The organism is Pacificoceanicola onchidii (assembly GCF_004804335.1).
Classification (GTDB): Bacteria; Pseudomonadota; Alphaproteobacteria; order Rhodobacterales; family Rhodobacteraceae; genus Pacificoceanicola; species Pacificoceanicola onchidii.
Genome location: NZ_SRXY01000002.1, coordinates 507,631 through 533,999, shown reverse-complemented (window position 1 = coordinate 533,999; position 26,369 = coordinate 507,631). Strand labels below are relative to the sequence as shown.

General features: G+C 61.8%; 24 protein-coding genes. 15 read left to right on the top strand and 9 right to left on the bottom strand.

The window, feature by feature from the left end:
- The first annotated feature begins 31 nt into the window (after positions 1–31).
- From E4662_RS07740 to E4662_RS07725, 4 genes are read left to right on the top strand one after another with little or no spacing between them, the layout of a single operon-like run.
- The gene (locus tag E4662_RS07740) at positions 32–949 is read left to right on the top strand and encodes an NAD(P)-dependent oxidoreductase (RefSeq protein WP_136440954.1); all 918 of its coding nucleotides are present in this window, start codon (positions 32–34) and stop codon (positions 947–949) included.
- On the top strand, positions 949–1,692 hold the full coding sequence (locus E4662_RS07735; RefSeq protein ID WP_136440953.1) for a 3-oxoacyl-ACP reductase family protein: 744 nt from the start codon (positions 949–951) through the stop codon (positions 1,690–1,692). The genes E4662_RS07740 and E4662_RS07735 overlap by 1 nt, the downstream gene beginning before the upstream one ends.
- A 29-nt stretch (positions 1,693–1,721) precedes the next feature.
- Positions 1,722–2,639 carry a sugar kinase gene (locus tag E4662_RS07730; RefSeq protein WP_136440952.1) on the top strand — a complete coding sequence of 306 codons (918 nt, stop codon included), beginning with the start codon at positions 1,722–1,724 and terminating at the stop codon, positions 2,637–2,639.
- Between the two features lie 49 nt (positions 2,640–2,688).
- Positions 2,689–3,570: an SMP-30/gluconolactonase/LRE family protein gene (locus tag E4662_RS07725; protein ID WP_136440951.1), complete on the top strand. Its 882-nt coding sequence runs from the start codon at positions 2,689–2,691 to the stop codon at positions 3,568–3,570.
- Positions 3,571–3,618: 48 nt separating this feature from the next.
- Here the strand turns inward: E4662_RS07725 and E4662_RS07720 are convergent, their stop codons facing one another.
- Both E4662_RS07720 and E4662_RS07715 read right to left on the bottom strand, forming a co-directional pair.
- Entirely contained in the window at positions 3,619–4,218 is a 600-nt protein-coding gene (locus tag E4662_RS07720; RefSeq protein ID WP_240705144.1) for a rhomboid family intramembrane serine protease, read from the bottom strand.
- Positions 4,219–4,273: 55 nt separating this feature from the next.
- The gene (locus E4662_RS07715) at positions 4,274–4,693 is read right to left on the bottom strand and encodes a MarR family winged helix-turn-helix transcriptional regulator (RefSeq protein WP_136440950.1); all 420 of its coding nucleotides are present in this window, start codon (positions 4,691–4,693) and stop codon (positions 4,274–4,276) included.
- Between the two features lie 79 nt (positions 4,694–4,772).
- Between E4662_RS07715 and E4662_RS07710 the strand changes: the two genes are divergently transcribed.
- Together E4662_RS07710 and E4662_RS07705 are read left to right on the top strand one after the other, a co-directional pair.
- Positions 4,773–5,900 carry an efflux RND transporter periplasmic adaptor subunit gene (locus E4662_RS07710; protein WP_240705143.1) on the top strand — a complete coding sequence of 376 codons (1,128 nt, stop codon included), beginning with the start codon at positions 4,773–4,775 and terminating at the stop codon, positions 5,898–5,900.
- Positions 5,901–5,906: 6 nt separating this feature from the next.
- Positions 5,907–8,972, top strand: a complete 3,066-nt coding sequence (locus E4662_RS07705) for an efflux RND transporter permease subunit (RefSeq protein WP_136440949.1) — start codon at positions 5,907–5,909, stop codon at positions 8,970–8,972.
- A 79-nt stretch (positions 8,973–9,051) separates the two neighbouring features.
- Here E4662_RS07705 and E4662_RS07700 read toward each other — a convergent pair whose 3' ends face one another.
- A complete protein-coding gene (locus E4662_RS07700) occupies positions 9,052–9,513 on the bottom strand; it encodes an Lrp/AsnC family transcriptional regulator (RefSeq protein WP_136440948.1) in 462 nt (153 codons plus the stop codon).
- 129 nt (positions 9,514–9,642) lie between these two features.
- Here E4662_RS07700 and E4662_RS07695 point away from each other — a divergent pair, with 129 nt between their 5' ends.
- From E4662_RS07695 to E4662_RS07655, 9 genes are all read left to right on the top strand, one after another.
- Positions 9,643–10,794 (top strand): acyl-CoA dehydrogenase family protein, encoded by a 1,152-nt coding sequence (locus tag E4662_RS07695; protein WP_136440947.1) that lies wholly within the window; start codon positions 9,643–9,645, stop codon positions 10,792–10,794.
- A complete protein-coding gene (locus tag E4662_RS07690) occupies positions 10,791–11,558 on the top strand; it encodes an SDR family NAD(P)-dependent oxidoreductase (protein WP_136440946.1) in 768 nt (255 codons plus the stop codon). The genes E4662_RS07695 and E4662_RS07690 overlap by 4 nt, the downstream gene beginning before the upstream one ends.
- The gene (locus tag E4662_RS07685; RefSeq protein ID WP_136440945.1) at positions 11,555–12,790 is read left to right on the top strand and encodes a thiamine pyrophosphate-dependent dehydrogenase E1 component subunit alpha; all 1,236 of its coding nucleotides are present in this window, start codon (positions 11,555–11,557) and stop codon (positions 12,788–12,790) included. Before E4662_RS07690 ends, E4662_RS07685 begins: the two co-directional genes overlap by 4 nt.
- Position 12,791: 1 nt before the next feature.
- Positions 12,792–13,805: an alpha-ketoacid dehydrogenase subunit beta gene (locus E4662_RS07680; protein WP_136440944.1), complete on the top strand. Its 1,014-nt coding sequence runs from the start codon at positions 12,792–12,794 to the stop codon at positions 13,803–13,805.
- Complete coding sequence (locus E4662_RS07675; protein ID WP_136440943.1) at positions 13,806–15,071, top strand: dihydrolipoamide acetyltransferase family protein; 1,266 nt, start codon at positions 13,806–13,808, stop codon at positions 15,069–15,071.
- A 3-nt stretch (positions 15,072–15,074) separates the two neighbouring features.
- Positions 15,075–16,454 carry a dihydrolipoyl dehydrogenase gene (gene lpdA, locus E4662_RS07670; protein WP_136440942.1) on the top strand — a complete coding sequence of 460 codons (1,380 nt, stop codon included), beginning with the start codon at positions 15,075–15,077 and terminating at the stop codon, positions 16,452–16,454.
- Positions 16,455–16,661: 207 nt separating this feature from the next.
- Positions 16,662–17,285 carry a helix-turn-helix domain-containing protein gene (locus tag E4662_RS07665; protein WP_136440941.1) on the top strand — a complete coding sequence of 208 codons (624 nt, stop codon included), beginning with the start codon at positions 16,662–16,664 and terminating at the stop codon, positions 17,283–17,285.
- A gap of 27 nt (positions 17,286–17,312) precedes the next feature.
- Complete coding sequence (locus E4662_RS07660) at positions 17,313–19,277, top strand: oxidoreductase (RefSeq protein WP_136440940.1); 1,965 nt, start codon at positions 17,313–17,315, stop codon at positions 19,275–19,277.
- Positions 19,278–19,318: 41 nt separating this feature from the next.
- A complete protein-coding gene (locus E4662_RS07655) occupies positions 19,319–19,963 on the top strand; it encodes a glutathione S-transferase family protein (protein WP_136440939.1) in 645 nt (214 codons plus the stop codon).
- On the opposite strand, the gene E4662_RS07650 is transcribed toward E4662_RS07655, so the two are convergent.
- The 6 genes from E4662_RS07650 to E4662_RS07625 all read right to left on the bottom strand — a co-directional run bounded on the left by E4662_RS07650 (position 19,964) and on the right by E4662_RS07625 (position 26,280).
- Complete coding sequence (locus E4662_RS07650; protein ID WP_136440938.1) at positions 19,964–21,400, bottom strand: MmgE/PrpD family protein; 1,437 nt, start codon at positions 21,398–21,400, stop codon at positions 19,964–19,966. It abuts the gene before it with no gap.
- Between the two features lie 5 nt (positions 21,401–21,405).
- Positions 21,406–22,470, bottom strand: coding sequence for an AbrB family transcriptional regulator (locus E4662_RS07645; protein WP_168797924.1), 1,065 nt, complete (start codon positions 22,468–22,470; stop codon positions 21,406–21,408).
- The gene (locus E4662_RS07640) at positions 22,467–23,975 is read right to left on the bottom strand and encodes a tripartite tricarboxylate transporter permease (protein WP_136440936.1); all 1,509 of its coding nucleotides are present in this window, start codon (positions 23,973–23,975) and stop codon (positions 22,467–22,469) included. The genes E4662_RS07645 and E4662_RS07640 overlap by 4 nt, the downstream gene beginning before the upstream one ends.
- A 12-nt stretch (positions 23,976–23,987) precedes the next feature.
- Entirely contained in the window at positions 23,988–24,449 is a 462-nt protein-coding gene (locus E4662_RS07635) for a tripartite tricarboxylate transporter TctB family protein (RefSeq protein ID WP_136440935.1), read from the bottom strand.
- 63 nt (positions 24,450–24,512) lie between these two features.
- On the bottom strand, positions 24,513–25,469 hold the full coding sequence (locus E4662_RS07630) for a Bug family tripartite tricarboxylate transporter substrate binding protein (RefSeq protein ID WP_136440934.1): 957 nt from the start codon (positions 25,467–25,469) through the stop codon (positions 24,513–24,515).
- Between the two features lie 127 nt (positions 25,470–25,596).
- Positions 25,597–26,280 carry an FCD domain-containing protein gene (locus E4662_RS07625; protein WP_168797923.1) on the bottom strand — a complete coding sequence of 228 codons (684 nt, stop codon included), beginning with the start codon at positions 26,278–26,280 and terminating at the stop codon, positions 25,597–25,599.
- Positions 26,281–26,369 lie beyond the last annotated feature (89 nt).

Here is a 26,369-nt window from a genome sequence, read left to right as displayed (position 1 = left end):
CGAGCAAAGACACAAGAAGGGAGTGCACAGCATGTCCAAACCCGTCATCGGTTTCATCGGCCTCGGCCTTATGGGCGGCAACATGGTGGAGAACCTGCAGAAAAGGGGGTTCGAACTGGTTGTCATGGACCTCGACAAGGACGCAGTGCAAAGGGTTCTGGATCGCGGTCAGGCCAGCGAAGCGGCATCGCCCCGCGCCTTGGCCGAAGCCTGCGATATCGTCATGCTCTGTTTGACCACATCCGAGGTTGTCGAAAAGGTCGTCTATGGCCAAGACGGCATCCTCGCGGGGATCCGGGAAGGGGCGGTTCTGATTGATTTTGGCACGTCGATCCCGGCCTCGACACGCCGGATCGGGGCTGATCTGGCGGCGAAAGGGGCCGGTATGGTTGACGCCCCGCTGGGCCGAACGCCCGCGCACGCGCGGGACGGTTTGCTCAACATCATGGCTGCGGGTGACCGGGACATCTTTGACAAGGTCAAGCCGGTACTCGACGAACAGGGCGAAAACATCTTCTACCTTGGCGCGCTGGGCGCGGGCCATGTGACCAAGCTGATCAACAACTTCATGGGCATGACCACGGTCTGCACCATGAGCCAGGCCTTTGCCGTGGCGGAGCGTGCCGGTGTCGACCGCGCACAGCTTTACGAGATCATGTCCACGGGTCCGTCGAACTCGCCATTCATGAGCTTTTGCAAGAACTACGCGGTGGACGGGGTCAGCGACCTCGGGTTCTCCATCAACAATGCGAACAAGGATCTGGGCTACTTTCTGAAGATGGCCGAAGAGCTTGGGACGCGCGCGGAAATCGCCGAAGGCACGGCGCACAACCTGTCCGCAGCGGTGGCCGCTGGCATGGGCGAGGGCAACGTGCCGGAGATTTTTGACTACTTTCTGAAACTTGAGAACAGCGGTGAAGATGCACCGCAGGACATGATGGTGAACTGATGAAACTTGCGGGAAAAACAGCCATTGTTACCGGCGGTGGGCGCGATATCGGGCGGGCCTGTGCGATCAGGCTGGCGTCCGAAGGGGCCAATGTGGCGGTCAACTACTTTGCCAGCAGCACCGGTGCCGACGCCACGGTCGCTGAAATCGAAAAACGCGGCGGCAAGGCTTTCGCGGTGCAGGGTGATCTGAACAACGCAGGCGCCGTCGAGGCGCTGGTCTCTGAAACGGTTGCGCGTTTCGGGTCCGTGGACATTCTTGTCAACAACGCGGGCGGGTTGATTGCGCGCAAGACCATTGCCGAGATGGATCTGGCGCACTGGCATGCGGTGATGGATCTGAACGTGACCAGCATGTTCCTGATGGTCAAAGCCTGTCTGCCGCACATGACCCGCGGCGCGATCATCAACCTTGCCAGCCAGGCGGGCCGCGATGGCGGCGGGCCGGGTGCGGTGGCCTATGCCACGGCGAAGGGCGCAGTCATGACGATGACGCGCGGGCTGGCCAAGGAGCTTGGCCCTCAGATCCGCGTCAACGCGCTGTGTCCGGGCATGATCGACACGGATTTTCACAACATCCACACGCCGGACGCCGGGCGGCGCGGGTTGGAGGCGAACGCGCCCTTGCGGCGGCAGGGCGTACCCGAGGACACGGCCAATCTGGTGCTGTTCCTCGCCAGCGAGGAGGCCGCCTACATCACCGGGGCGAATGTGGACATCAATGGCGGGATGCTCTTCTCGTAAGGGCTGCCTGTCTGACTGGAGATCTGACAATGCGTGTTCTCGCAATTGGAGAATGCATGGCCGAGCTGTCCCCAAAGGCGCAACCTGGCGATTTTCACCTGGGATTTGCAGGGGATACGTTCAACACCGCTTGGTATCTCGCCATGCTGTCGCCGGACATAGATGTGTCCTACTTCACGGCTGTGGGGGATGAGGCGCTGTCGGAGCGCATGCTTCGGGCGATGTCCGAGGCCGGGATCGGAACCCGGCATATCCGCAAGGTCAAAGGACGCGCGCTTGGCCTCTACATGATCTCGCTGGACAAGGGCGAACGGAGTTTTTCCTATTGGCGCGAACAATCGGCGGCCCGGCTTTTGGCTGAGGACACCGAGGCGCTCAATGCGGCGATTGCAGAGTCTGATCTCGTCTATGTTTCGGGGATCACGCTTGCCATTCTCGATGGCCCCGGCAGGAACACGCTGCTTGAGGCCATGCGCAGCGCGCGGCGTGCGGGCAAGCGCGTGGCCTTTGACCCTAACCTGCGCCTTCACCTGTGGGACGGCGCCGGGCAGATGACGGAGGTGATTATGCAGGCCGCCGCGTGCTGCAATATCGCTTTGCCGTCGTTCGAAGACGAGGCGCGCTGGTTTGCGGACAAGGATGCCGAGGCCACGCTGGACCGCTATGTGGGGGCTGGTGCTGACACTGTCATCGTCAAGAACGGCGCGGCTTCGGTGCACTACCGTCAAAACGGGCGGAACGGGGCTGTCCCGGTTCAGGCCTTGGCCTCCGTCGTCGATACCACGGCTGCCGGGGACAGCTTCAATGCCGCAGTGTTGGCGGGGCTTGCAACTGACATGCCTTTGGGTGAGGCCATTGAACAGGGGTGTCGCCTTGCCGGGCAGGTTGTGCAAAGCCGGGGCGCGCTTGTCCCGATCCGCCTGAATCTGCTGGAGCAGTTTGCCTAGAGTTCCGGGCAACATGCCCTATTGCGAAACAGACGAAAGAGCCAAGAACATGCCCATCGAAATCACATGCGTCGCACCAACCCGCTCCGGCATAGGCGAAGGTGCGGTTTGGGATGTCGGAGATCAAAGGCTCTGGTGGGTGGATATCCCGAACGGCCTGATCCACCGGTATGACCCGGAGCGCGGCACCAACGAAACCTTCGAATTCGGAGAGCCAGTGGGTTGCATCGCACGCCGGGAGAAGGGCGGGCTTGTCGTAGCGGCGAAATCCGGGTTCTGGTTCTTTGATCCCGATACGGGCGAGCGCCAGCATATTGCCGATCCCGAAGCGCATCTGCCTGAAAGCCGGTTCAACGATGGCGGGACGGACCCGCAGGGGCGCTTCTGGGCGGGGACGATGAAGGATATGGGCAACCCCGAGCCGTGCAGCCGTTTCTACCGGCTTGATCCTGACCTGACCGTCACCGAAGGGATGGGCGGGATCTGGACCACAAACGGGCTGGCGTTTTCCCCTGATGGCGGGCGCATGTATGTCTCTGACAGCAATCCGCAGGTGCGCCGGATCTGGTCTTGCGCCTATGACGCAAAGTCCGGCACGCCGGGCGCGCTTGAGACGTTCTTTGACACCCGGCAGGTCGCCGGTCGGCCCGATGGCGGCACGGTGGATGCGGATGGCTGCTATTGGCAGGCGGGCATGGATGGATGGTGTCTCTATCGCCTGTCGCCCGAAGGGGAGGTGCTCCAGACTGTCGATCTTCCGGTGGAAAAACCCACGAAACCGATGTTCGGCGGCAGGAACCTCGATGTGCTTTATGTCACGTCGCTGGGGTTGACGGTGACGGAGCGCGAGGCCCAACCCGAAGCGGGCAGCCTGTTCGCGATCACCGGTCTCGGCGTCAAAGGCGTGCCGCAGGCGCGCTTCCAAGGCTGACTGCATTTTAAGGGCCTTTGTGTCTGCGCAAGTGCCAGACAGAGAGGTTTAACGGCGATCAACCGCGCGCAGGCGGGGGGCGTGAACATGGGTGCGGATCAGCAGGGCCGCCGCGATCCCGGCGATGGCCCCGAACAGATGCGCCTCCCAGGATACGCCGGGTTGCCCGGGCAAAACGCCCCAGATGATCGACCCGTAAATCAACCCGACCAGAACGGCAGCACCAAGCGTGACCAGCGACCGGTCCACAAAGCCGCGGGCGACGAGGAAGCCAAACCAGCCAAACACAAGCCCGGACGCCCCGATGTGGATCGCAGTGCCTCCGAAAAGCCAGAGCAGGACGCCGCCAAGGCCGATCACAACCGCGTTCACTGATAACAGCGCGCGGGTCGCGGTTGTGACCAGCAACGCCCCCATCAAGAGAAGCGGCGGGGTGTTGGCCATCAGGTGTTCGAAACTGCCATGCAGCAGCGGCATGGCCAGAATTCCGTCCAGCCCGCTGGCATGCCGGGGGATCAGTCCAAAGGCCGGATTGAGACTGTAGCCGGTCAGCCAGTTGATCCCCTGAATGGCCCATAGGGCCGCTACGAAAGCGCCAAGCGCCACAATCCGCCGCCCAAGCCCGTGCATGTTTTTCAGAACCGTCATGCGGCGCAAGGTATAGGCAGGGTGACCAAGTTCAAGAGCTTGTCACAGGGCGGGATCAGCAGGTGGTTTCGGGCAGGTTGATCAAAGACATGATCTTGGACGCGACCTCGTCGTTGATGCCGAAATCTATGTCCATTTGGCGCACCAGATCCTTGATGACGTGCTGCCGCACCGCGACCCCAGCCTCTGTCAGCGCCAGCAGCTTGGCGCGCTTGTCCGTCTGAGAAGGGATTCGTTCGATCCAGCCCGCCTCTTCGCAGACGTTCACAAGGCCGGTGACATTGGACGGGTGCATCAAAAGCACGTCCGAGACCTCTTTCATCGCCCGATGACTGCCCAGGAAAACGATCAGCTTGATCTGGTTTATCGTCGTCATTTCATTGGCTTGCGCCGTATCCGCCAAAACGCTGTCTGTCATGTGCTTGAAATAGGCAAGCAGCATGAGCGCCGGAGGAATGTCGTCGTCAAAATCCATATGGTTCTCTCATTGACATTTGCGAATTATAACTACAAATAATAATTATAATTTGCAAACATAATCCGAGGTGACGACCTTGCTTCCCAAAACTCCTCAAGGTGCCGCTCTGTCCCGCGCGCTCCACCGCACGAATGCCAGCACATGGCGTTCCGCGTTCGCCCGCGCCAGCACGCACGTTTTCGCGGTGGTCGCCCTAGCCGTTTCCGTCTTGGCGGCGCCGGTTGCAGCACAGGAAAGCGTGGTCGCCAAGATCGGGCAGGTCGAGAGCCGGGCGTCCGGTCAGGACCGGGAATTCTATGGGCGTGTTGTGGCTCTGGAAACCGTGGATCTGGCTTTTCAGGTTGGCGGGCAGATCATCGAACTGCCGATTGTGGAAGGGGCTTCGATCCCTAAGGGGACCTTGATCGCAGGGCTGGATCCTGTCCCCTTCGAACTGGCGCTCGCACAGGCAACGGCGCAATTCGATCAGGCGTCACGCACGCTGGCCCGGATGGAAAAGCTGCAGGGCAGTTCGGTCAGCCAGGCTTCGGTTGACGACGCGCGCACCAGTTTCGATTTGGCGAAAGTTCAGGTGGATCAGGCGCAGCGGTCATTGGATCAGGCGCGCCTGTCCGCCCCGTTTGACGCGCTCGTCTCGTCCCGGCTTGTGGCCAATCAATCCACGGTGGCGGCCGGAACCCCGGTGGTCCGGCTCCACAACATGTCGGAGATCCGGATTGAAATCAGTGTCCCGGAGGTGCTTTTCCAGCGCGCCGGGCGGGATCCGGACGTGACCTTGTCCGCCAAGTTCCCCGCATCGGAACAGCGCTTTCCGCTCGAAGTGCGCGAGTTCAATGCAGAGACCGCCGCCGTTGGCCAGACCTACACGATCACGCTCGGCATGAACGCGCCGGAGGACTTCATCATTTTGCCCGGCTCGTCCGTGGTGGTCGAAACGCGGCTCAATAGCCCGGATCAGCAGATCTCCATCCCGCGCTCGGCGCTGGTCTTTGCGCCTGACGGTGCACCGCAGATTATGCGCTTTCAGCCTCAGACGGAAACAACCGGTACGGTGAAGGCCACGAACGTGGAAATCGTCCCCAATGAGACCGGCGAAGTCATTGTCCTGTCCGGTCTGGAGGCAGGTCAGGAGTATATCGCGGCGGGGGCTTCGAAGCTTCTGGACGGTCAAACCGTCACGCGGTTCAAGGGCTTCGGGGAATAACGCGCCATGGATATCGCACGTTTTTCGATCAATCGCCCGATCTATACCTGGATCGTGATCCTCGGGTGCCTGCTTGGCGGGATCTGGGGATTTGCCTCGCTTGGCCGCCTGGAAGATCCGGCGTTTACCATCAAGACCGCCGTTGTGGTCACGCAGTATCCCGGCGCGACGGCGCAGGAAGTGGCGCGCGAGGTGAGCGAACCCATTGAATCCGAGATTCAGAAAATGGGTGAGGTCAAGAAAATCTCGACGATGAACCAGCCCGGCCTGTCGTGGATTTCCGTGGACATGCAGGATCACTACGACGGCACAGAGCTGCCTGCGATCTGGACCAAGCTGCGCAACCGCGTTGCTGATGCGCAGATGCCCAGCGGCGCGACGGCCCCTTACGTCAATGACGCCTTCGGGGACGTGTTCGGGATTTATTATGCGGTGACCGCACCGGGCTTTGACAACTCCGAAGTCTATGACCTGTCGTCTTATCTGCGGCGAGAACTGCTCACCGTGTCCGGTGTTGCGGATGTGCAGGTCTCCGGGCTGATAGATGAGCAGATTTTTGTCGAGCCGGATCCGGCCCTGACGTCGACGCTTGGCATTCCGCCCTCATCCATCGAAGCTGCCATTGCCAAGGCCAACGAGGTTGTCGACGGCGGCACCATCCTGGATTCCGATGGTCGCTTGCTGGCGCAGCGTCCGGACGGCTCCGATACGGTGGACGCCATCAAGAACCTGACGCTCGGCGCCGGGGGGCGGGTGGTCAAACTGTCGGACTTTGCCACGGTGACCAGAGGGGAAAGCGAGACGCCCAATCTGATCGTGCGCCACAATGGCGAGGCGTCCTTTACCCTTGGTGTCGCTGGCCTGAGCAGTGAGAACATCGTCGAAGTTGGCAAGCGGGTGGATGCCAAGCTGGCAGAGCTGAAAGCCGCGCTGCCGGTCGGGGTCGAACTGCATCCGGTGTACCAGCAACACACCATCGTCGAAGAAGCCTCCAACGCCTTTTTGGTAAACCTTGCGATGTCGGTGGGCATCGTGGTGATCGTGCTGGCGCTGGCCATGGGTTGGCGGGCCGCGATTGTCGTGGGGGCAACGCTGCTGCTGACGGTTGTCGGCACGCTTTTGTTCATGGCCTTCTTCTCGATTGAAATGGAACGTATTTCGCTCGGGGCCCTGATCATCGCGATGGGCATGCTGGTGGACAACGCAATCGTTGTGGCTGAGGGCATGCAGATCGCGATGAAGCAGGGCAAATCCTCGCGCGATGCGGCCACGGAAGCGGCCAGCAAGACGCAGGTGCCCTTGCTCGGTGCAACCGTGATCGGGATCATGGCTTTTGCCGGGATCGGGCTCAGTCCGGATGCGACAGGCGAATTCCTGTTCTCGCTGTTCGCGGTGATCGGGATTTCGCTTCTGCTCTCGTGGGTACTGGCCATCGTCGTGACGCCGCTCTTGGGGCACTATTTCTTCAAGGTCGAACCCAACGGCGGCACCGAGAGCTACTCGGGCCTTTTGTTCCGGGGGTATCGTGCGCTTTTGCGGATGGCGATTACGCTGCGCTGGCTTGTCGTGGCGGCTCTGATCGGTACGACGGTGGCCTGCTACATGCTGTTCGGAAGCATCAAGCAGCAGTTCTTCCCGGACAGCAACACGCCGCTCTACTTCGTGCACTACCAATTGCAGCAGGGCGCTTCGATCCAGCAAACCTCGCAGTCGCTTCGGGTCATGGAAGACTGGCTGGCGACGCGCGAAGATGTGGTTTCCGTGACCGCCTTTTCCGGCAGCGGGGCCGCGCGCTTCATGCTGACCTACCAGTCCGAAGATCCCAATCCCGGATACGGGCATCTGATCGTACGTGTCTCATCGCTTGATGTGATCGAGGATGAAATGGCCGCCATGAGCGCATTTGCGCAGGAAAACGCGCCGGAAGGCCGGACCCGAGTCCAGCGGCTGGCCTTTGGTCCGGGGGGCGGCTCTCCCATCGAGGTGCGCTTTGCCGGCTCGGATCCGGCGGTGTTGCGGGCGCTTGGCGAACAGGCCATGCGCACCCTTCTGGATGCCTCGCCCAACATCATCGCCCCGCGTCTTGACTGGGCAGAGCAGGAGCTTGTTCTCAAGCCGATCTATTCCGAGGACCGCGCGCAGGTGGCTGGCATCTCCCGGTCGGACATCACCCGCGCGATCCAATATGCGAATGAAGGGCAAACGGCCGGAGTCTACCGCGAAGGCGACCGGCAAATTCCGATCCTCCTGCGCAATCCGCACAACGATCCGGAAGGCAGGGTGAACCTGACGGATGCGCTGGTCTATTCGGCCAGTGGCGGCGGCTTTGTTCCGATGGAACAGGTGATCGACGGGTTCAAGTTCGAGACGCAGAACACCATCGTGCGCCGGATTGACCGTCAAAACGTCATCACCGTCGGCGCAGACATTCCGCGCGGCATGACCGCAGCTTCGGTTCAGGCGGAGGTGCTGGCGGCTGTTGAAGCGATGGAAATCCCCGAAGGTTACACGCTGGAATGGGGCGGGGAGTATGAAAGCTCCGCCGATGCGCAGGCGTCGCTTGCCGGGCAATTGCCGCTGAGCGTGATCGTGATGGTGCTGATCTCCATTCTGCTCTTCAACGGTCTCAAGCAGCCGTTGATCATCTGGCTCTTGGTGCCGATGTCGGTCAACGGCGTGAGCCTTGGGCTTTTGGGATCGGGTTTGCCGTTTACCTTCACAGCGCTTTTGGGGCTGCTGTCCTTGTCGGGGATGCTCATCAAGAACGGGATTGTTCTGGTCGAGGAGATCGATCTGGTCCGCAAGGCCGATCCGGCATTGCCGCTTGCCGATGCCATCACCCAGGCGTCCAGCTCGCGTCTGCGGCCTGTGATCCTTGCGGCGGTCACAACCATTCTAGGGATGGCACCCTTGCTGACGGATGCATTCTTCCAGTCGATGGCCGTGACCATCATGGGCGGTCTTGCGTTTGCGTCGATCCTGACGCTCGTGGCGGCGCCCGTGCTTTACTATCTGTTCTTCGCGCGGGCAGACGCCCGCGAGAAAACGGCTCTGAGCGCCCAAGGGGCCTGATCATGGTCAGGGTCCGGCTGCGTCCGGGCCCTGCCTCCCAACATCGCCCAACAGTCCGAAGGGCGCGCGTAGCAGGCCGCTACAGAGGCAGGGCGGTGGAGTTCTTGACGACTTCCAGAATGACCGAGCTTTTCATCTCCTGCACACCGGGCAAGCTGACCAGTTTGTCCTGAAGCAAGGCCTGGTAGTGGTCGATGTCCCGTAAAACGATCCGCAGGTGGAAATCATATTCGCCGAGCAGAAGAACGGCGGATTGCACCTCGGGGATGTTCCGGATCTCTTTCTTGAACTGCTCCAACGACTCCTTGTCATGCATCTTCAGCTTGACGCGCGCGTCGACCACCGCGTGAAACCCCAGCTTGCGCCGGTCCAGCTTCACATGTTTTCCGGCGATCACCCCTTGCTCTTGCATCTGACTGATCCGCCGCGAACAAGGTGATTGCGAAATTCCGGCCTGTTCGGCGATTTGTGTGACCGTCATGGAACCGTCTCGCTGCATAGCGCGCAGTATTCTCAGATCGGTTTCGTCAATATCCAGCATGGCTCATCCAAGAATTGAAAAATTCTGGCTGAAGTATGCAAAAAATTTCGAAATTCAGCAATAGAAAGGCCCGCTTTGCGCGAGGCTTGTCGTACGGTTGCTGTGCTTTGCCGAAGGGAAGGGGGAGACATGGCCCAAACGCTGACCGAAGAACAGATCATGATCCGCGATATGGCGCGGCAGTTTTCGCAAGACAGGCTGGCGCCGGGTGCCTCTGCCCGTGAAGCGGCCGGGATCATCGAAACCGATATTGTCGAGGAAATGGGCCAGCTTGGTTTTCTGGGGATGACGGTGCCACAGGAGATGGGCGGCGTTGGGGCGGATTATGTGTCCTATGCGCTGGCGCTAATGGAGATCGCTGCCGGGGATGGCGCAGTCTCAACCATGATGTCGGTCCACAACGCCCCGTTCTGCGCGATCCTGCAGCGGTTTGCTTCGCCAGAGCAGCAGGAGGCGTGGTTGAAACCGGCGGCGCAGGGGGCATTCATCGGCTGTTTTGCGCTGACCGAACCCAGCACCGGCACGGATGCCGCGGCGATCACGACCAAGGCCACCCGCAGCGGGAACGGTTATGTCCTGAACGGGGCGAAACAGTTCATCAGCTCGGCCAAGATCGGCGGCGCGACCATCGGGTTTGCGGTGACCGACCCTGACGCTGGCAAGAAAGGCATTTCGGCTTTTTGCTTTGAGCAAGGCACACCGGGGTTTGTCGTCTCGGAACCGGAAAAGAAACTGGGTCAAAGAGCGTCTGACACCTGCGCGTTGACCTTTGACGACATGGCGCTGGGCGCGGATGCGCTGATCGGGGAAGAAGGGCAGGGCCTTTCGATCGCGCTGTCTTCGCTGGAGGCCGGTCGCATCGGCATTGCGTCCCAATCGGTGGGCATGGCGCAGGCGGCGCTGGAATACGCGGTGGCTTACGCTCTGGATCGCAAGGCTTTTGGAAAGCCGATTTTCGAACATCAGGCGGTGGCCTTCCGGCTGGCCGACATGGACGCGCAGATCGAAAGTGCGCGCCAGCTGGTTCTCAACGCGGCACGGCTCAAGGACTGTGGCCAGCCCTGCCTGCGCGAGGCCTCCATCGCAAAACTGATGGCCAGCCAGATGGCTGAACGGGTTGTCTCGGACGCGATCCAGACACTTGGAGGATACGGCTACCTGTCCGAGTTCCCGCTGGAGCGGATCTATCGCGATGTGCGCGTGTGCCAGATCTACGAGGGCACATCCGACGTTCAGCGCATCAACATCTCACGCGATCTCAAACGGAGGTATCAGCAGTGATCATCGGGGAAACAACACCGGCTGTCGTGACCGGCGGCGCGTCGGGGCTGGGCGCGGCGGTGACCAAAGCGTTGCGGGCGCAAGGCGTGCCCGTTGGCATTCTTGATATGAACGCGGAGACGGGAGAGGCTTTCGCCCTGGACGTCGGTGCGCGTTTCGCGCAATGCGATATCTCCGATGCCGAGGCGGTCGCCGCTGCGCTGGCGGTCTTGCGAGGCGAGCAAGGGCAGGAGCGGATTTGCGTCAACTGCGCGGGGATCGCCCCGGCGGCCAAGACCGTTTCGCGGGGCGCTTCGCATGATGCCGCGCTCTATGCCAAGGTGGTCAGCGTCAACCTGATTGGCACCTTCAACGTCGCCACTCAATCCGCGCTTGGCATGTCCGAAGCGGCCGCGTTGAACGAGGATGGCGAGCGCGGCGTGATCATCAACACCGCTTCCATCGCCGCTTTTGAGGGGCAGATGGGGCAACTGGCCTATGCGTCGTCCAAGGCCGGGGTGGTCGGTTTGACGTTGCCGATGGCACGCGATCTTGCCCGCAGCGGCGTGCGCGTCATGGCGATTGCGCCCGGCATTTTTGCCACGCCCATGGTCACGGGTTTCCCGCAGGAGGTGCAGGATGCCTTGGCGCAAACCTCGGAGTTCCCGCAACGGCTTGGCCGGGTCGAGGAGTTCGCCGATCTCGCGCTCCACATCGCCGGAAACAGCATGCTGAACGGGGAGGTCATCCGTTTGGATGCCGGAACAAGGATGCAGGCCAGATGACCAATACCGTCAAGCTCACCTTTCCCCAGCCCCCGGCGCGCCCCGAGGACACGCCGGACTTCTCGGCGATCGACATTCCGCCTGCGGGATCCCTGGACGTTCCGCCGCTGGACGTTGAGGCATCCGATTCACGCGATTATGCCAATGGCTTGATCCGGGTTCTCAATGATGACGGCCAGGCCGTCGGTCCCTGGGCGGAGTACATCGCGGATCTGGACGCCGATGCCCTGCTGCAAGGCTTGCGCGACATGCTGAAAATTCGCGCGGTCGACAAACGCCTGCTCAACGCGCAACGGCAAGGCAAGACCTCGTTCTACCTGCAGTGCACTGGCGAAGAGGCCATCGGCTGTGGCTTCCAGCGCCAGTTGGCCAAGGGTGACATGAACTTCCCGACCTATCGGCAGCAAAGCCTGCTGATCGCGGCGGACTATCCGCTGCGCGATCTGATGGGGCAGATCTATTCCAACGCATGCGATCCTCTGGAAGGGCGGCAACTGCCGATCATGCATTCCTCGCGCGAGTACGGGTTCTTCAGCATTTCGGGCAATCTCGGCACGCAGTACGTTCAGGCGGTGGGTTGGGCGATGGCCAATGCACTGAGCGGCAACGGCCAGATCGCGGCGGGCTGGATCGGCGACGGCGCGACCGCGTCGAACGATTTTCATGCGGCATTGCTCAGCGCGTCTGTCTACGGGCCTCCGGTGGTCCTGAATATCGTCAACAATCAATGGGCCATCTCGACCTATACGGGTGTCGCGACAGGCGGTTCACGGACCTATGCCGCGCGGGCACGGGGGTACGGGATTCCGGCGCTTCGGGTTGATGGAAACGATTATCTGGCCGTGGCCGCGGTATCGAAATGGGCGGTGGCGCGCGTGCGTGCGGGTCATGGCCCGGTGGCCATCGAGTGGTTCACTTACCGCGTTGCCGCTCATTCCACCTCAGACGATCCGTCCGCCTATCGTCCCAAGGATGAAGCGCGGGCCTGGCCCTTGGGGGATCCTGTTGAGCGGTTGAAGGCGCACCTGATCCGGCGGGGCGCGTGGTCGGACGCGCGCCATGTTCAGGCCGAAGCTGAGATACTGGACGAGGTTACGGCAGTTCAAAAGGAGGTCGAGTCCTTCGGCACCTTTGTGAACCCCAAACCGACCTCCCCTTCGACGATCTTCAAAGGCGTATATGCCGAGTTGCCGGAGCACTTGCGCCGCCAGCGCCAGGAAATGGGGTTCTGACATGCCGCGAATGACCATGATTGAAGCGCTGCGCGACGCGATGGACGTCAAGCTGGCGCAGGACCCCAGCGTGTTGGTGTTTGGCGAGGACGTCGGCTATTTCGGCGGCGTGTTCCGCTGCACCGCCGGTCTTCAGGCCAAACACGGCGAAGAGCGCGTGTTCGACACGCCCATCAACGAAAGCGCCATCGTCGGGATGGCTGTCGGCATGGCGGCGCAGGGGATGCGGCCCTGCGTGGAAGTTCAGTTCGCGGATTATGTCTTCCCGGCCTATGACCAGATCACGCAGGAGGCCGCACGGCTGCGTCACCGGTCCAATGAGATGTTCACCTGTCCGCTGGTTGTCCGCATGCCCACCGGGGGCGGCATTTTCGGAGGCCAAACCCACAGCCAGAGCCCCGAAGCGCTCTTCACCCATGTGGCGGGGCTGAAAGTTGTTATCCCGTCAACGCCTTATGATGCGAAGGGCCTTTTGATTGCCGCGATCGAAGATCCCGATCCGGTGATTTTCCTCGAGCCGAAAAGGCTCTATAACGGGCCGTTCTACGGGGATCACTCCGGCAAGTCCGTTGGCTGGGCGAAACATCCGGCCGGTGAGGTTCCCGAAGGGCATTACGCTATCGAGATCGGCAAGGCTGATGTTCGTCGCCCCGGATCAGACGTCACGATCCTGGCCTATGGAACCATGGTCTACATAGCCGAGGCTGCGGTGGAACAATCGGGCATCGACGCTGAGATCATCGACCTGCGCAGCCTGCTGCCGCTTGATCTTGAGACGATCAAGGCCTCGGTCGAGAAAACCGGGCGCTGTGTGGTGGTTCACGAAGCCACAAGGACCAGCGGCTTTGGTGGCGAGCTGATCGCGGAAGTGCAGGAAGCCTGCTTCTGGCATCTCAAGTCCCCGCTGCAACGGGTGACAGGCTGGGATGCCCCTTATCCACACGCCACCGAATGGGACTATTTCCCGGGACCGGATCGGGTGATCCGCGCTCTTCACAAAGCCATGGAGGACTGAATGAACATTCTTCCCGTCAAATTGCCCGATGTGGGTGAGGGCGTCACCGAAGCGGAACTGGCGGAATGGTTCGTCAAAGTGGGCGATGTCATCAAGGAAGATGACGTGGTCGCCTCCGTTATGACCGACAAGGCCACGGTTGAAATCCCGTCGCTCTACGAAGGCACGGTCACATGGATCGGCGGCGAGATTGGCGACATTCTTCCTGTCGGGTCCGATCTTGTCCGGATCGAAACCGAAGCGGAGGGATCGGCGGCGGACGTTGTGGCGGATGTGGAGCCCGAGGGTGCTCCTTTGGAAGACCCGGCGCCGCGCCCGGAGGTGGCGGTTGAACAGCCGAGGGCGCAAAGGCCCGTGACCGCATCTGCGGGCGCTCCTCGCGCGGAAGGCCAGCCGCCTCTGGCGTCCCCTTCGGTGCGTGCCCGTGCGCGAGAGTCGGGCATTGATCTGCGGCAAGTGCCCGGTTCCGGCCCGGCAGGGCGCATCACGCATGACGATCTGGATGCGGTGTTTGAAATGCCATTGCAGCAGCCGGGAAGGGCGCGCGCCTCTGGCAAGACTGCGCGGAGCGGGACGGAAGAGATCAAGGTGATCGGCATGCGCCGCAAGATCGCGGAGCGTATGGCGCTGGCCAACGCGCGCATCCCGCATATCACCGTTGTCGAGGAGATCGACGTCACTGCGCTGGAAGAGTTGCGCGCCAAGCTCAACGCCGGGCGCGGGGACAAGCCCAAACTGACCGTCTTGCCTTTCGTGGCGGCAGCGCTGGCCAAGGCTGTGACAGATCACCCGGAAATGAACGCGCATTACCTCGATGATGACGGGATCATCCAGCGCCATGCGGCGGTCAATGTTGGCATGGCCACGATGACCGATGCCGGGCTGGTCGTGCCCGTGTTGCGAAACGTCGAAGCGCTCGGCCTGTTTGAAACCGCAGCCGAAATTGCCCGCCTGTCCGAAGCGGCCAGAGACGGCAAGGCGAAACGCGAGGAACTGACCGGCTCGACCATCACGATCACCTCGCTGGGGCCGTTGGGGGCGCTGGCCACAACACCGATTATCAATCATCCGGAAGTTGCCATTCTGGGCATCAACAAGATGGCCACCCGCCCAATGTGGGATGGCACGCAATTTGTCCCGCGCAAGATGATGAACATCTCGGCCAGCTTCGACCACCGGGTGATCGACGGCTGGGACGCGGCGGTGTTTGTGCAGCGTATAAAGGCCCTGCTCGAAACCCCGGCCCTGATCTTTATGGAGGTGTGAGCGATGAAAACCGAAAGCTGCGATTTGTTGATCATCGGCGCGGGGCCGGGCGGTTACGTCTGCGGCATCCGCGCCGGGCAGTTGGGGCACGATACGATTGTTGTCGAGGCGGACCGGCCCGGAGGCACCTGCCTGAACGTGGGCTGTATCCCGTCCAAGGCGCTGATCCATGCCGCAGACGAGTTTGCCAGGGCCAAGGCTTTTTCCGGCGCAAACGATCTGGGCATATCCGCGGCGGCACCGCAGATCGATCTGGCCAAAACGATTGCGTGGAAAGATGGCGTGGTCAAACGGCTGACAGGCGGCGTTTCGACCCTGTTGAAGAAAGCCAAGACGCGCTTTGTTTCCGGGCAGGCGCGAATAGTCGACGGCAAGACCGTCGAGGTTGCAACGCAGGACGGACCCTTGCGGATCAGCTGCAAAAATCTTGTCCTCGCGACAGGATCAAAGCCGTTTGAGCTGCCCTTTCTGCCGTTTGGCGGATCCGTCATTTCTTCGACCGAGGCGCTGGATCTGACGGAGGTGCCCGGAAAGTTGACCGTTGTTGGAGGCGGTTACATCGGGCTCGAGATCGGCACGGCCATGGCAAAGCTTGGCGCTAAGGTGACGGTTGTCGAAGCCGCTGATCGCATTCTGCCGCAATACGATGCGGAGCTGACCAAGCCTGTCATGGCGCGCCTGAAGGCCTTGGGTATCACGGTTCACCTTTCTGCCAAGGCGAAAGGTCTGTCTGACGATGGGGCTGCCTTGCTGGTGGATCGCGAAGGCGGTTCTCTGGAAATCCCTTCGGACAAGGTTTTGGTCACGGTAGGCCGCACCCCGACGGTCCGCGGTTTCGGGCTCGAAGATCTGGGCCTGACGATGAATGGCGCGTTTGTTGCGGTGGACGCCTATTGCGCCACCTCCATGCGAGGCGTCTATGCCATCGGGGATGTGACCGGCGATCCCATGCTGGCCCATCGCGCCATGGCGCAGGGCGTTGTTGTGGCGGAACACGTGGCAGGGCGCCCGGCGATTTGGGACAAGCAGGCGATTCCGGCGGTCTGCTTCACGGACCCTGAAATCGTGACGGTTGGCGCTCTGCCGGGCGAGGTCGAAAGCTCTGATACAGCTCTGTTCCCTTTTGCAGCCAATGGCCGCGCCATGACGATGGAACGCAGCGACGGATTTGTCCGGATCGTGTTTTCGAAGGAGAACGAGCGCGTGCTGGGCATTCAGGCGGTTGGGGCCGGGGTTTCGGAAATGGCCGGGGAGTTTGCCCTCGCCATCGAGATGGCGGCCACCCTGACCGACATCGCAGATACGGTGCACGCCCATCCGACACTGACCGAGACCGTTCAGGAAACTGCGCTCAAGGCACTGGGGCGGGCCTTGCATATCTGACAAGTCCTGCGGGGCCATTCGGCGCTGTGCCGCAGGCTTTCGCACGCCTGGATCCGCGGAAATCCATGGGACCCGGCCGACTTCGGTCCGGGTCCTTTTTGCATGAAAAACTCGTCTGGCTTTGGTGGTTTGGCGGGGAGTGTTAGAATAGGTTGAAAAATTCAGTAAAGTAAAAATATAGTAGTCAAAATTTACAAAGCAGAATCGATGCCCAATCATTACGACGGTCAGGTGCTCGCAGCGCCGCTGGATATCGACAGTGTGGAAAGCTCCCGCTTTGATCCCAACCTGGGGCAGGAAATCAGGGCGCTGCGCAAGGCCAAGCGGATGACGCTGGGCCAGCTGGGGCAAATGACCGGCCTGTCAAACGGGTTCATCAGCCAGATTGAACGCGGCCAGAACCGGCCGTCTGTCACGGCGCTGTTCAAAATCAGCCGGGCGCTGGGCGTGTCCGTCGGGTGGTTTTTTCCCGCAGGGGATCGCGAAGCCAGCGGCGAGGCCAGCCATATCGTCCGCCGCGCCGCGCGGCGCTCCATCGACTACGATGATGGTATTCGGGACGAGCTTCTGACGCCGGGCCTTGCCGGCGGGCTTGAGCTTTTGTCTTGCCGCTTTCCGCCGGGAAGCGGCGTCGAAAAGGTCTACGCCCACGAAGGGGAAGAGGCGGGTGTGGTCATCCGTGGCGCTCTGGATCTCTGGATTGGCGAGACGCTCTATCAGCTCAGGGAGGGCGACAGTTTCTCCTTCGACAGCGCCACCCCCCACCGTTACCGGAACCCGACACAGGACGAGACCGTGGTGATCTGGGCGATCACGCCACCAAGTTTCTGACCCCTCCATCTGCCAGGACATCTTTGCATGAGCCAAGCCGCCTTCCCGCACCTGTTTTCGCCAATCACCATCGGCCCGCTGACCCTGCGCAACCGGATCGTGTCGACCGGACATGAAACCCATCTGAACGACAAGGGCCAGATTGGGGACCGGATGATCGCCTATCACGAGGCGCGCGCCCGTGGCGGGGCGGGGTTGATCATGACCGAGGTGGCGCTGGTGCATTCTAGCGCGGTTTTTGTGGCCGATCCGATCCGGGTGGACACGGACGCCTGCATTCCCGGCTATGCCCGGCTCGCGGAGGTGGTTCATGGCCATGGTACCGGCCTGATCGCCCAGCTTTTCCATCCAGGGCGCGAGATGCTCGCTTCGGAAGACGGCACTGCGCCGGTTTCCTACAGCGCGTCGGCAACCCCGAATGAGCGGTTCCATGTTATGCCGCGCCCGATGACGCCCGAGATGATTGCCGAGGTCATCGCCGCCTACGGCGACGCGGCGGTGCGCATGCAAAAAGCGGGTCTTGACGGGGTGGAGATTGTTGCCTCGCATGGTTATTTGCCTGCCCAGTTTCTCAATCCTCAGGTCAATCACCGGGAGGATGACTACGGCGGCTCGCTCGACAATCGCACCCGCTTCATCCGCGACATCGCCGTCGATATCCGGGCCAAGACCGGGGCGGATTTTGTGATCGGTCTGCGGCTATCGGGCAATGAGCTGAGCCATGACGGCGTAGATCTGGAGGAGATGCTGTGCGCCTGCGACAGGATCGCTTCGGATGCGGTAATAGACTATTTCAGCGTTGCGGCCGGGTCTTCGGCGACCTTGGCAGGGTCGGTGCATATCGCGCCGCCGATGTTCGAAGAGGTGGGCTATACTGCGCCGCTGGGGCAGGCCATTCGGGACCGTACCGGGGTGACAACCATCGTGACGGGGCGGTTGAACCAGCCGCAGGACGCCGAGCAGGTGATCGCTTCGGGGCAGGCAGATCTGTGCGGTATGACCCGCGCAATGATCTGCGATCCCGACATGGCCGATAAGGCACGGTCAGGCCGGGCGGAGGATATTCGCGCCTGCATTGGATGCAATCAGGCCTGCATCGGCCATTTTCATGATGGCTATCCGATTTCCTGCATCCAGAACCCGGTCAGTGGCCGCGAGCTTCAGTTCGGTGCGCCCGCTTTGGTTTCGGACAAACGCAGGATCATGGTCGTTGGAGGCGGGCCCGGCGGTATGAAAGCAGCCGCTGCCGCGGCGGAACGCGGCCATGAGGTGGCCCTGTTCGAACGGGATGCGCAGCTTGGCGGGCAGGCGCGGCTTGCACAGCTTTTGCCACACCGCGCCGAGTTTGGCGGGATCATCACGAACCTGACGCGTGAGATGGAACTGGCCGGGGTGGAGGTTCACAAGGGGATCGACGTGACCGAGAATGCCATCAGGACTATCGCGCCTGACGCGGTGATCGTGGCCACGGGCGCAACTCCGCGTTGGCCGGATTTTGAAGGCCGTGACGAGGCGCATGTCGTTGATGCCTGGCAGGTGCTGCAGGGGCAGGCCAATCCCGGTAAATCGGTTGTTGTGGCGGATTGGCGGGCAGACTGGATCGGGATCGGACTGGCCGAGCGACTGGCGCTGAACGGACACCGGGTGCGTCTGGCGGTGAACGGTTACATGCCCGGCCAGACCATCCAGATGTATGTGCGCGATGCGAGCATCGGGCGTTTGCACGAGCTTGGAGTGGAGATGCTGCCTTACGTCCGCCTGTTCGGAGCTGACGGGGACAGCGTCTATCTGCAACACCTCATGAGCAACGAGGCGGTGATCTGCGAAGAGGTCGATACGCTGGTTCTCTGTCAGGGGCATACGCCATCGACTGCGGTCGAAGATCTTGTCCGGCGGATGGGGTTGGAGCACCATCTGGTCGGGGACTGTATTGCCCCACGCACCGCCGAAGAAGCGGTTCTTGAGGGCTTGCGCGCAGGGCGCGCGGTGTGATGCTATTCGGGCAAAGAAGGGCAGGTAGGAGGCATTGAGCGATGCTCAGGATCCATGGTCGCGCGACCTCAAGCAATGTTCAGGCAGTGATGTGGCTCGTCGGCGAGCTGGGCCTGCCCAATGAACGTCTGGACGTGGGCGGTGCCTTCGGCGGCAATCAGACCGCAGAGTTCCTGGCAATGAACCCGATGGGAAGGGTGCCGGTGATCGAGGACGAGGACGTTACGCTGTTCGAAAGCCAGGCGATCTTGCGATATCTCGCAGCGCGGCACGGCTCCGAAGTGCTGTGGCCCTCTGATCCGGTTGTCCGAGCACCGGTGGATCAATGGATGGAGTGGGCCAAGGTCAACCTCTATCCGTCCCTGACCTACAAGGTGTTCTGGCAACTTGTGCGCACCAGTGCCGCGGAGCGTGACCATGATCTGCTTGCCGAGGGCGCGGCGGAACTTGACCAGTTGATGACAATTGCGGACGCGCAGATTGCCCGGCATGGCTGGCTTGCCGGGGCTGAGATGACGCTTGCGGATATCGCGTTCGGCACGCATCTTTTCCGCTATTTCACCGTTCCGTTCGACCGCGCCGATCTGCCTGCCTTGCGGGCCTACTATGATCGGCTGTGCGCGCGCCCGGCCTATGCCGAGCACGCGATGGTTTCTTTCGAGGCCCTGCGGGTCCCAGGGGCCTGATCAACCGCGAGCGGTCATGGCCTGCGCCAGTTCGGTGCCTGCGTCCTTGAGACTCAAAACGCCCCAGGCCTTCTTCAGCAAGGCATCCTGCTCGGCGTCGCTCAGAACACCGGCGCAGCAGGAGCGCGCCTTGGCCTCAACCTCGGCATCGGTGAGCGGGTTTTCCGGGCCGCCGCGATACCGCTCATCTGCCCAGCCCGCAATGTCCCGGCCGTCCTTGAGGCGGATCGTGATGCGCGAGCGCATCTTGTCGAACCCCTGCGCTTCGATCTCGGGGTCCAGTTCGGTGCGCATGCGGCGTTGCATCGCCTGCATCGCATCAGAGCCGACATAGGCATCGGAAAACTCGACCTTGCCCGCCTGCCGCGCCAGCGCGATCATCGACAGGGCCGCGGGCAGGGAAAACTTGGCCTGCAGGTGGTTGGCGGCGATCGGGTAGCGGATCGGTTTGAGGATGTTGCTGCCCGCATGGACCGTCACGGTGTCGATGTCATCCGGCTGAACATCACCTTCCGTGACCAGACGCAGCATCAGGTCAATGGTCGGATGGGTCAGCACGCCACACGGGTAGGGTTTGATCGACACGCCCGGCTCGGCGATGGTCCATGTCTTGCCGAAGCCCTGGGCGAGTTTCTCCGGGCTGGCACCGCCGCCCTGAACCGCCATGAATCCCCACGGACCGTCAAGCGCTTGCGGATCTGCGGTGTAGCCTCGGGCGGCGAGAAGCGCTGCCGTGATGCCATTCTCGGCCGCCCGGCCCACGTGCAGCGGTTTTGTCATGGTGCCGAAGTTGCAGCGGATGCCAGCGGCGAAACTGGCGGCAATCCCGAAGCCATGGCGCAGTGCTTCACCTTTCAGTCCAAGCAGCTTGGCCGCCGTTGCAAAAGCGCCGAAATGCCCCACGGTGCCGCTGGAGTGCATGCCTTGCATGTAGTGGCGCGGCAGCATCCATTCGGAAATTTTAGACTCAACTTCAAAGCCAGTCAGGAAAGCGAGCATGAAATCCTTGCCAGAGATGTTGCCCAGCTTTTGGGCCATTACGATGGCTGCGGTCAGCGGCGGGATCGTTGGATGGGTCAACAGGCCATAGATATGGGCCGGATCAATGCTGACCTGGCTGTCGTCCCAGTCATGCGCGTGCCCGGCGGTGCCCAAAACGCGCGCCGCCATCGGTGCTGGGACTTTCTCGCGGCGTCCCACCAGCAGCGCGTCTTCGCGCCCGCCGTAGTCCAGCGCCTCGTCCACCAGAATGTCGATGGTGTGCTCTTCCGAGCCAGCCACGTAGAGGCCGACCCCGTCGACGATGCAACGGGTGCCGATGCGGATCGCCTCTTCGGGAATATCGTCGTAGGTGACGGTTTCGACAAAGGCGGCGGCCTCGGCGGTGATGGTGGTGTCTTGCGGCATTTCTGCGAATGCGTTCTGAGCAGCGGACATGAAGGTTATCCTTTCGGTGGGTTGTTCGGGTGAGTTTGTGATGCCCAGTGCCGCCAGACGGCACCGGCGCAGGCATTGACGATCACGGCCCGCACCGCCTGAAACGCGGCGACGAGCGCAACGTTCTGGGCGAGGGCCTTGGACGTGAGAACCATCTCCGCCATGCCGCCGATCGAGAAGCACAGGACAAGCGTGGCGAAGGGGAAGGGGGTGACGAGACTTGTAAGCGCCGACGCGGCGGCCATCAGCCCCATGATGAAGAGCAGCACAGGCAATCCAACGGTCAGAGCGCGCGGGATTGACGCGAGACGGGCACGTTGGAAGCGCGCCCCGAGCGATATGCCGACGAAGATTTGCACAATCGCCAGAAGTGCTTCCGGGATGCGTCCGGACAAAACGCCGGTGGATGACACGGCCCCGACGGAAATCAGAGCGCCGAGCAACCATGCAGCGGGCAGACCGGCTTTGTCAGCGGCCCAACCGCCTGCGAAGCCGACCAGCAGCGCGATGGCAAGGCCCGACCAACCCAGCAGCGGCCCGTCGGTGGGAGAGGCATCGTGAGCAGGTAAAACCGAGAACAGGGCCAAAGGCAGAAGCCCGACCACCAGCGCCACGCGCATGGCGTGCAACGCGGAGACAATGGTTCGTTCTGCGCCGTAGGCTTCGCCGACATTTGCCATCTCGATCACGCCTCCGGGCAGGAGCGAGAAAAACGCCGTACTGCGTTCCATATGGCCAAAGTGGGCCAGAACCGGTGCCATCAGCGCGGCAGCTGCAATGCCAAGAAAGGCAGCGATGCCCATGACCGGGGCCCAGAGCACCATCGTCGCCGCGACATCCGGGGTAATCGCCAGCCCAACGCTGGCCCCGAGTGCGCAAAGCGAGACGGAATAGAGCGGTTTGGGGACCGAGACCGCGACATTGGCCATGGCAAATCCGCCTGCCACCACCGCCGCGCCCATCAGCCAGCCGAGCGGGAGGCCAAGGGCCTCCCACAGGCCGCCGCCAAGCGAGGCAGGCAGAAGGATCGGCAGAAAGCCCTTGGGTATGCCGCGGTCCCGAGAGATCACTCGTTCAGATCCTTGTAAGCCGGTGCATCCGCGCGGCGTCGGCCTTTCAGCCATGCGCTGAGAGGCGAGGACGCGATGGACAAGATTGCCAGCGCAAAGAAGAACAGGGCAATCGGGCGCGAGAGGAACTGACCCAGATCCTGATCAAAGAGGATCATGGATTGTGCCAGCGAGTTCTCCACCAGATGGCCTAGGACGAGCCCCATGATGATCGGCGCGGGTGAGAAACCGGCGCGGTTCAGGAAGTACCCGATCAGTCCGGCGACCAGCATGATGTAAACATCGCTCATCGACTGGCCCACGCCGTAAGCCCCGACAACGCACAGGCAGAAAACCGTGGGCCAGAGGAACTGGCGCGGGATCAGCGAGATGCGCGAGAAATGCTTCGCCCCGATCAGGCCAAAGCCGAGGAACACGAAGTTCGCAATCAGCATGGCGAAGAAGATCGCGTAGAGCAGGTTCGGCTGGTTCTCGAAGAGGTACGGGCCGGGGCGCAATCCGTGGATCTGCAGGCCGCCGAGGATCACCGCAGCGGTGGCCGATCCGGGAATGCCGAGCGCCAGTGTCGGCACCATGGCCCCGCCTGTGGCGGCGTTGTTGGCCGCTTCCGGGCCTGCCACGCCTTCAATCTCACCCTTGCCGAAGTTCTCTTTGTTCTTCGACCAGCGCTTGGCTTCGTTATAGCCCATCATCGCGGCAACAGTGGAGCCTTCGGCGGGCAGGATGCCCACGAACGTGCCGATACCGGAGCTGCGCAGAATGGTTTTCCAGACCCGTTTGAAATCGTTGAGCCCAGGCAGTTTCAGAGCGGACATGTTGAAGCGCTCGAGAGGCGAGTCCTTTTGTCCCGCCTGGTCCAGCAGCTCTGCCATGGCGAAAAGGCCGATCAGAACCGGAATGAAACTGATGCCTTCGTAGAGTTGCGGCACCCCGAAGGTGAAGCGTTCGACGCCGGTGGTCAGGTCTACGCCAACGGTGGCCAGCAGCACGCCAAAGGCGCCGCCGATCAGGTTCTTGACCGCCGACTTGCCGCTGATCGAGGCCAGCATCGACAGGCCGAAAACGGTCAGGGCAAAGTATTCCGGCGGACCAAAACGGTAGGCGATGGTCGCCAGTGCCGGGGCGGCGAGGATCAGAACGACCAGCGAGAAGATCCCGCCCGCCACGCTGGAAACCGCCGCCATGCCAAGCGCTTTGCCCGCTTCGCCGCGTTTGGCGAGCGGATAGCCGTCAAAGGCCGTCGCTGCCGCAGGTGGCGCGCCCGGTGCGTTGATCAGGATTGCGGTGATGGAGCCGCCAAACGTCCCGGCGCAATAAAGCGCGGCCAGCATGGCAATCGCCGGGATCGGCTCAAGATAGATGGTAAACGGTAGCAGCAGGGCCACGGCCATGGAACTGGACAGCCCGGGAAGCGCGCCGACCAGAACGCCAACAATCGTGCCAGCCATGATCAGCAGCAGCGTCGTCGGCTGCAGAATTTCAAGAAGTCCGCCAAGAACGTCCATTGTTCTCTCCTTTCAGAGCCCGAGGGCCGCGAGCGGGCCCATCGGCAAGCGCAGGCCGAGGAGCAGTTTGAAGACGATGTAGATGGCCACCGGCACACCCACGGCGAAAGCCGCGACAGCCGCGTATTTGCGGGTGCCCCACATGATGGGCAGCGTCAGGCAAACGCCGAAGAACACCAGCGGCACACCGAGCGACGTGAAGAGGAGCGCTGCAAGGCCAAGAACGGCCGCGGTTGCGGGCATTTGCCAGGGCGGCAGTCCGCCGAGGGCTTCGCCTCCCTTCGAGAGGCTTTGCAGGATCATCAGGACCGTCAGAGCGGCGATGACGCCAAGGATCAGGCGGGGCATGTGCGTGGCGGGCATGCCTTGGGCCATGCCGAGCGGGTCGCTGTCGAAGGTGGTGGTAACCCACCAGAGAAAGGCTGACAAAAGCAGGATCAGCCCACCGGCGACAAGGTCGCGAGAGAGTCTCATGGAATTCCCTTTCAAGAGAAAAACGGGCCGCCCTACGATATGGGGCGGCCCTTGCAGGGCGGCTTACTTGCGCAGGCCGAGCTCTCCGAGCGTGGTGTAGATGTTGTCGTACATCTCGCGGATCTGGGCGTCCCAGACCTCGGAGCCGGCAACAGAGCTGGCATCCAGACCAATGCCCGACAGGTAGGCCTGATAGGTGCCGTGGCTCATGCCCTTGATCAGCTTTTCTTCGAGCAGGGCAGCGCGGTCTGCGGGTACGTCCTTCATCACGATGACACCGCGCACGGTCGAGAAATTGACGCCGTCGATGCCAAGTTCGCCAACCGTCGGCGTGTCCGGCAAGATCGCAAGGCGTTCCTGAGCCATGATCGCCAGCGGAACGAAGTCCCCTGACTCGATGCCGTCCACCGCTTCACCGTAGTTCAGGCCCGCCGCCTGCAGGTTGCCGCCCATCAGGTTGGTGATGATCGCGCCGCCGCCGTCAAACGGCACATAGGCCACCTTGGCACCGGACTTGTTGGCAAAGGTCATAGCGGCGATGTGGTCGATCCCTCCGGCCTGCGTGCCACCCCATTTGACGGGCGACGATTTCGAGCTTTCGATCAGCTGTTCGAGGCTTTCGATACCAGTGTCTTTGTTGACCACGATGATGATCGGGTCGTCGGTTGAACGGGCGATCCCCTTGATTTCATCAATGCCGATGGGCGCACGGCCCCGGGCCATGGTGATCAGATGCGTTGGGGTGATGGCCATCAGAGTGTGGCCGTCGGCTGCTTTGCCGGATGCGTAGCTCATGGCTACGGCCCCGCCACCACCTTTCTTGATCTGCACGAATGCATCCACGCCAAGCTCTCGGCGGGCGCGGATCAACATGGTTCGGGCGGTGGTATCGGTGCCCCCTCCGGCAGAAGCGTGGGTCACAACCTCGATGGGTTGTGAAGGATAGTCCTCTGCCATCGATGTCGTGGCCACGGTGGCCAAAATCATCGCCCCGGCGGCGATACGCGAAAAAGTCTTCATGGTGTCCTCCCATTCATGAGCAATCGGTCGAATCCGTTCGTCGATGGGAAGGAGTGGTAGCAATTCTAATTGTAAACTGTCAACAGTTTGCAGAAATGAAAAATTGGCGAAGACGATTTCGATGTTTTTAAAGAGAGGCGATGAGCCGGGTCAGGCCGTTGGCGACATGCTCGCGCAGGGCAGCCGATGCAGCGGCGGCATCGCGGTTCGCAAGCGCTGTTACGACCCTGCGATGTTCGGCATTCGAGATCAGCAGGTTGCCCTCCTGAACAAGCCCGCGCCGCCGCAGCAGGTGCAGTTGATTGACGATCTTGTGGTATGTGTCTTCCAGCGCATTGTTGCGCGCGGCGCGTACCAAATCGTCGTGGAACTGAAGGTTCAACTTGTAGTATTGGGCCGTTGAGCTTTCTTCGGCGGCAACCTGCATCTGATCCACAAGTCGTTCCAAAGAAACAATTTCATCATCTCCTGCGCGTCGAACGATCAACTCCGCAGCGAGTCCGGCAATCGCGCCGCGCAACTCATACAGTTCACGCGCTTCGTCCAGCGTTACTTCGCGCACATACATGCCCCGGTTGGTCTTGCTGGTGAGCAAACCGGCCTGTTCCAGACTCCGGCATGCCTCGCGGATCGGCCCGCGACTGATCCCGAGGCTCTCGGCCAGCGTGCTTTCGTTGATCCGGTCACCTGCGAGCAGCTCTCCAGTCACGATCATGTCTTCGATGGCGTCCACGGCAATCGAAGTGATGGTCTTGGCGCGTCGCTGGTTGATTTGCTGAGCGGCGGAGTTTGTTGTCTGGGATGCAGTCATGCAACAATTGTGTCTTGCCCTCCGTCGACTGTCAACGATTGCGGTGCGGCCGGTTGGGCGTCGATCTATTGGAAATTGGGCCGGGTCAG